Source organism: Bradyrhizobium sp. STM 3809 (assembly GCF_000239795.1).
Classification (GTDB): Bacteria; Pseudomonadota; Alphaproteobacteria; order Rhizobiales; family Xanthobacteraceae; genus Bradyrhizobium.
On the sequence record NZ_CAFJ01000739.1, the window covers coordinates 1 to 4,779 of the forward strand.

Annotated in this window: 5 protein-coding genes; all 5 read left to right on the forward strand. The window is 65.6% G+C overall.

Annotated features, from left to right (window positions below):
* Nucleotides 1–213 precede the first annotated feature (213 nt).
* Entirely contained in the window at nucleotides 214–1,389 is a 1,176-nt protein-coding gene (locus BRAS3809_RS31695; RefSeq protein WP_008966098.1) for a transporter substrate-binding domain-containing protein, read from the forward strand.
* A gap of 14 nt (nucleotides 1,390–1,403) precedes the next feature.
* A complete protein-coding gene (locus tag BRAS3809_RS31700) occupies nucleotides 1,404–2,027 on the forward strand; it encodes an ANTAR domain-containing response regulator (RefSeq protein WP_008966099.1) in 624 nt (207 codons plus the stop codon).
* Between the two features lie 240 nt (nucleotides 2,028–2,267).
* Nucleotides 2,268–3,143: a nitrilase family protein gene (locus BRAS3809_RS31705; protein WP_283805783.1), complete on the forward strand. Its 876-nt coding sequence runs from the start codon at nucleotides 2,268–2,270 to the stop codon at nucleotides 3,141–3,143.
* A 45-nt stretch (nucleotides 3,144–3,188) separates the two neighbouring features.
* Entirely contained in the window at nucleotides 3,189–4,349 is a 1,161-nt protein-coding gene (locus BRAS3809_RS31710; RefSeq protein WP_008966101.1) for a substrate-binding protein, read from the forward strand.
* A 92-nt stretch (nucleotides 4,350–4,441) separates the two neighbouring features.
* A partial coding sequence (locus tag BRAS3809_RS31715) for an ABC transporter permease subunit (RefSeq protein WP_035659849.1) occupies nucleotides 4,442–4,779 on the forward strand: 338 nt, incomplete at its 3' end.

Sequence of the window (4,779 nt, forward strand, 5' to 3'; positions counted from 1 at the left end):
AAAGAGATGAGTAAGAAACTGCAACCGTCACATGCGATGGCCCTGCCCTCCAGAGGAGGGTGGCAGCGGGTTCCGCGGCAAGTGTTAGACAGATCCGAGGACCAGCTGGAATTCCGACAGGCCCCTCCCCCCCGTTGCCAACCGTGCGGCAACTGGCAATAAACAGCGCTTTCCGGGCCGGCCTCGCCGGCCCGTCGACCCGGAGGCATGATGATGACGACGAGACCGGCCGCAAAATCATCCGACAAGGATGCCTGGCGCGTCGGCGTGCTGTTCTCACGCAGCGGCCTGATGCAGGTCACGGAGTCCGAGCATTTCTTCGGCACGGCGCTCGCGATCCAGGAGATCAATCAGGCGGGCGGCGTGCTCGGCCGCGAGATCGAGGTCATCGCCTATGATCCGGGCTCGCAGCCCGAGACGTTCCGCAAGCTCGCCGACCGGCTGCTGACCGAGGACGGCGCCTCCGTGATCTTCGGCTGCTCGACCTCCGCCGAGCGCAAGGCGGTGCTGCCCGCGATCGAGCGCCGCAACGGCCTGCTCTGGTACCCCTCGCTCTACGAAGGCTTCGAATACTCGCCGAACGTGATCTACACCGGACCGGCGCCGAACCAGAATGCGTTCCAGCTCGCCGAATACATCGTGCGCAAGCACGGCCCGCGCGTCTATCTGATCGGCTCGGACTATATCTACCCGCGCGAGTCCAACCGCATCATGCGCGACCTCGTCGAGTCCTATGCCGGCCGCGTCGTCGGCGAGCAATATGTGACAATGGAGGCCACCGACGCCGAGCTGACGCGCGGCCTCGACGCCATCCGGGACACCGCACCCGATGTCGTGTTCTCGACCATCGTCGGCCGCACCGCGCAGCGCTTCTACCGGATGTATGCGCAGGCCGGCTTCGATCCGAAGCGCCTGCCGATCGCCAGCCTCACCATGGCGGAGGGCGAGGTGCGCGCGATCGGCGCCGAGCACTGCGTCGGCCATCTCACGGCGGCGAGCTATTTCGGCACGCTGGCGCGCGACAGCAACGACCGCTTCAAGGCGGCGTTCGCGGCCGCCTTCGGCAGCGAGACGCCGGTCAGCATGTGGAGCGCGTCGGCCTATGCGCAGATCAAGCTGTTTGCGCGGGCGCTGGAGCAGGCCGGCAGCCTCGACACGCAGAAGCTGGTGGAGGCCGCGCTCGGCCTCAGCCTCGAGGCGCCGGAGGGACCGATCCGGATCGATCCCGACAACAACCACGTCTGGACCACGCCACGGATCGGCCGCGTCCGCGCCGACGGCCAGTTCGACATCGTCTGGGAGAGCAAGAGCCCGATCAAGCCCGATCCCTATCTCTCGGTGTCCCCGATCGGCGGCCGCTGGCTGAGCGAAGAGGCGCTGTCCGCATGAGACCGGATGACCGCATGAAGCCCGGCGTGCGCCGCCTCATCGAGGAGCTGCGCGGCGCCCGCGTGCTGGTGATCCATCCGCGCGATGCCGAGGGCGACGCGCTGATCGACCAGCTCAAGCGCATCGGCTGCAACGTCCGCGGCGTGTGGCCGCCGCCGGCCGCGATCCCGCACGACATCGACACGGTGTTCCAGCTGATCGAAACCTCGGAGGAGATGATCTTTCCCGAAGGCACGACCGAGCATCCGCTCACCTTCATCGCCATCGTCGACTACGAAAATCCGACCATCCTGAAACGGCTGCTCGACAGCAATGCGCATGGCGTCGTCAACAAGCCGATCCGCTCGTTCGGCATTCTCTCCTCTCTTGTGCTGGCGCGCTCGCTGCGCGGCTACACGCGCCGGCTCGAAGGCAAGGTGCAGAAGCTGGAGGAGACGCTGAAGGCGCGACGCGACGTCGACAAGGCGGTGAAGATCCTGATGGGGCTGAAGCAGATCGGCGAGGTCGAGGCCTATGAGCTGATCCGCGCGCAGGCGACGCAGAAGCGCGTCGCGATGGCCGACATCGCGATCTCGATCATCAATGCACAGGAGACCCTGGGTGGATTGGGAGTGCTCGATGCCCCGGCCTCGCGCTGAGCGCACATTGTCGCGCCCATGGGTTGGGCAGCGGCGGCCTCAAATTTTTGCAAGCGACGGCGTTGACTTCGTATCGCGCATTTGAGTTACTTGGGGCGGTTGCGGACATCGGATGTCCGCCAATGGCCGGTCGGCCATTTCACATCAGGCTATGCAGCCCTCGCATTGCGCCGCAAGGCGCAGTCGGGGGCTTTTTGTTTGGCGCGCGCGACCCACGCGAACGCAACGGAGACTCGTGCCTTGACGACGGATGACGACAGCAAACTGCGGATCGCCTGCATCCAGATGCAGCCGATGGTCGGCGAATTGGAAACCAACCTCGCCCACAGCCTCGATCTGATCAAACAGGCAGTGGCGCAAGGCGCCAAGCTCGTGGTGCTGCCCGAGCTCGCCTCAAGCGGCTACGTGTTCAAATCCCGCGAGGAGGCCTTCGCCGCCTCCGAGACCATCCCCGGCGGCCCGGCGGTGACCGCCTGGAGCGAGATCGCAGCGAAACACGGCCTGCATCTCGTCGCCGGCATCTGCGAGCGCGAGGGAACGAAGCTCTACAACAGCGCGGTGCTGATCGGGCCGAAGGGCTACATCGGCACGTTCCGCAAGGTGCATCTGTGGAACGAGGAGAACCTGTATTTCGAGCCCGGCAATCTCGGCTTTCCCGTCTACCATACCGAGATCGGCCGCATCGGCATGGCGATCTGCTACGACGGCTGGTTCCCGGAGAGCTATCGTCTCAACGCGCTGCAGGGCGCCGACATCGTCTGCGTGCCGACCAACTGGGTGCCGATCCCCGGCCAGGCCGAGGGCCGCGAGGCGATGGCCAACATCCTGGCGATGGCGGCCGCCCATTCCAACTCCATCTTCATCGCCTGCGCCGACCGCGTCGGCGTCGAGCGCGGCCAGCCGTTCGAGGGCCAGAGCCTGATCCTCAGCTACACCGGCTGGCCGGTCGCAGGCCCCGCGAGCCGCGACAAGGAGGAGATCGTGATCGCCGACGTCGCGCTCGGCGAGGCCCGCCGCGCCCGCAACTGGAACGCCTTCAACCAGGTGCTGCGCGACCGCCGCTCCGACGTCTACGACGAGATGCTCGGCAGCGAGGTCAAGCGCGGCTGGTACTGAGAACTTCCCGACCGTTTCCATTCGACCATTCACGGAGGACAATCGATGACATCGCGTTTGCTCACCACATCACTCGCGCTCGCCCTCGCGGCGACCGCGCTTTCGTCCGCCTTTGCCGCCGATCCGATCAAGATCGGCGTTCCCGTCGGCCTGTCCGGCGCCAACTCCGTCGTTGCGCCGTCGGTGGTGCAGTCCGCCGAGCTCGCGGTCGAGGAGATCAACGCCAAGGGCGGCGTGCTCGGCCGCAAGCTGGAGCTCGAGGTCGCCGATGACGCTTCGGGTGCCGCCGGCGCGCAGAAGGCATTCGACGCGCTGATCTTCCAGAAGAAGGTCAATGTGCTGATCTCGATGGAGACCAGCGCGGCGCGTAACGCCGGCCTGCCGATCGTCGCCCGCGGCAAGACGCCCTATATCTACACCTCGTTCTATGAGGGCAAGTCCTGCAGCCCCTATCTCTATGTCAACGCCTGGGTGCCGGACCAGCAGGTACCGCCGATCGTCGACTACTTCAACAAGGAGAAGAAGGCGAAGAGCTACTTCCTGATCGGCTCCGACTACGCCTTCGGCCGCGGCATGCTGGCTTTCACGAAGATGTACATCGAGAAGACCGGCGGAAAGGTGGTTGGCGAGGAATACCTGCCGATGGACGGCTCCGACTGGACCTCGATCATCTCCAAGCTCAAGGCCTCCGGCGCCGACGCGCTGATCACCTCCACCGCGGGCGGCGCGCCGAACGTGACCCTCACCAAGCAGCTCCGCGCCGCCGGCGTGAACCTGCCTTACGGCAATCTCGCCGTCGACGAGGGCACCGCCAAGGGCATGGGCGCTGACGCCGCCGGCATCTATCTGTCAGCCTCCTACGTCACGGGCATCGATACGCCGGCCAACAAGACCTTCCTGGCCTCGATGGCCAAGAAGTTCGGCGCCGAGTTGAAGACGCCGAATGATCTGTCGGTGCCGCAGTACGAGGCCGTCTACGCCTACAAGGCGGCGGTCGAGAAGGCCGGCAGCACCGACCAGGACAAGGTTCTGAAGGCGCTCGCCGAGGTTTCGGTCGACGGTCCGCGCGGCACGATCAAGATGGACAAGCAGCGCCACGCGCCGCTGACCATGTATCTCGGCCAGGTCCAGGCCGACGGCAGCGTCAAGGTGATCCAGAGCTTCGCCAACGTCGATCCCGGCGCGCAGTGCCCGGGCAAGTCCTGAGCGATCAAGTCCTGAGCGATCCGATCCTGATCGCGTATGATCTTGCGGGGCGGACTTGAGGCCCGCCCCGCTTCTCTCAAGTGGAACTGACCATGCTGACCGTCGCCCTCGATGCCGTCACGACGGCCGCCATGCTCTTCATCATCGCCGCCGGTCTTCTGATCGTGTTCGGCGTGATGAAGATCATCAACTTCGCCCACGCCGCCTTCCTGACCGTGGGAGCGTATGCAGCCCTGGTTGGTGCACAGCTGAACCTGCCGTGGTTTCTGATCCTGCCGCTGGCGTTCGTCGCTGGCGCTGTCTGCGGCGGCATCACCGAGATCGTGATCGTCCGCCGTCTCTACAAGCGCCCGCTCGACGCGATCCTGGCCACCTGGGGGCTCGGCATCGTGCTGGGACAGCTGATCACCCTGACATTCGGCCGCGAGGT